The 1,683-nt window shown below is 29.1% G+C and carries 2 protein-coding genes; one reads left to right on the top strand and one right to left on the bottom strand.

What is annotated here, in order from left to right; all coding sequences use genetic code 11:
* On the bottom strand, positions 1–629 hold a 629-nt coding region (locus tag HHU12_RS33785), incomplete at its 3' end, for a tetratricopeptide repeat protein (protein WP_169661129.1).
* A 561-nt stretch (positions 630–1,190) separates the two neighbouring features.
* Here HHU12_RS33785 and HHU12_RS33780 point away from each other — a divergent pair.
* Positions 1,191–1,391: a hypothetical protein gene (locus HHU12_RS33780; protein ID WP_169661128.1), complete on the top strand. Its 201-nt coding sequence runs from the start codon at positions 1,191–1,193 to the stop codon at positions 1,389–1,391.
* Positions 1,392–1,683: the final 292 nt, after the last annotated feature.

The following is a 1,683-nucleotide window of genomic DNA, read 5'->3' as shown; positions in this document are numbered from 1 at the left end:
GGCACAATGGCGTGTGAATTTTTGGCACAATATGAGTGAAATGGGTGGCACAACGGCGAACGGTGTATCCAATTGATCATTAGGTAATTAGATAAGTGAGTGTAGTCGTTGTTTGATGTGTTAAGATTGAAGTAATCAAAAATTTCTTTTGCTAGGTGATATTCCTGTTTTCTGACGAATAGCAGGCCGTGATTATTAATGATTGAGTTTTTAATAACAGTTTTTGACTTGTGTTTTTGATAAAGTCGGGTTCCTTTTTTGAAATAATACTCCGCAGAATCAATGAGCCCTAATTTTTCATAAGAAGTACCTAGAAAATTATATATTATTAAATGGTTTTTATTAAACTCTGTGCCCGTTTCCGAGATAATAGATTCACCCCTTCTAAGGTGATAAATACCTTGATGGATATCTAATTTCTCTTTCGCATATATGTGTCCCAAGCATGATTCAGCAAATACTCTAGTATTTGGATCATTTGTTTTGTGACCGAGTTCTTTGAATAGCTTAATAGAATAATCAAACTTCTTTTTATAGAATGCGTCAATGGCCTCATTTTTTAAAGTTTCATCATTACCTAAGAAAGTTATATTGAGAAGTAGAGTGACAATAATTAAAAAGTTAGTCATGTTTCATTTAGCTGTTGAAGTCGGAAATCAAAGTTTAAATAAAGTACTTAGTTTCAAGCATTTCCTTTGTTGTAAGACAAAATACAACCATGCAATATATTGTATTTTAGGTTTTTAAACAAAAATAACAACGTATATTTAGTACCTATTTTTTCTAATAAAACAAGAAGATTATCCTCTAAGTTCGAAGATATTTAACCCTCTTTTTTACAATCATTACCAAATTAGTTTTTAAACATTAGGAGTAATCCATAACGTTTTTAATAGCGTCCTTTTTAGTCGTGGTAAAAATTATAAAGCATTACTATTTTTATCCTTGAAAGGTTTGTCTAGTAAAGGGAGAATGTCTTCTATTAATATTTGCATTTATGTTCGCTGGTAGAGTATCAGGATTAAAATTTTTCTCTATTTCAATACTATTTCAAAAAAAAATGTAATTAATTGTATTTCAAGTGTTTATGGTTTTTTGTAAAAAAAAACAACCTGTGTTGATTACAAAAAGAAAAAACTAAGATCAAATAGTCAAACAAAACAAAAACAACTGTATTAATTATTTATGTTATGAAAAAGACTATCGTATTTATTGGGATTTTGGGATCTATTTTTTTCACTTCTTGTAACCAAGAATTTGAACCATCCACTAAAATGAAACCTTTAGAAAAGGTTGACTATCAGTATGAAAGTATTGAAATAGACACTGTAGATGTTCCTAGGTATATGCCTTATACTGGTATAGGGGAGGGTGAAAATGGTAAAGGCTAGAATCCAAAAATTAGAAACTAGAAATGAAAGATTTTTAATAAGACCAACTTAAAAATGGTTATGAAAAAGTTCGCACATTTTAATTGTTATGAATAACCTAAATATGAGCTCAGATATATTTAATTATTAAAATGTGTCCGTTCTATCACTTCATTTTATATTGTTTCTCTAAGTATATGACAAAAATTGATTGAACAGCATTTCTAGCTGTTCATAAAATTTATTTTGTAGGCATTGAGAAAGTTTCTCTAAGCCATATTTAAATAAACTTTTGGCTTTCCTTCCATGAGAT

This window comes from Flammeovirga aprica JL-4, assembly GCF_012844305.1.
Lineage (GTDB): Bacteria > Bacteroidota > Bacteroidia > Cytophagales > Flammeovirgaceae > Flammeovirga > Flammeovirga aprica.
This window is presented reverse-complemented; position numbering and strand designations above follow the sequence as displayed.

Bases quoted from the DNA above. Each gene is read 5' to 3' on its own strand.
- HHU12_RS33780 (WP_169661128.1), top strand. From the start codon at position 1,191: ATGAAAAAGACTATCGTATTTATTGGGATTTTGGGATCTATTTTTTTC.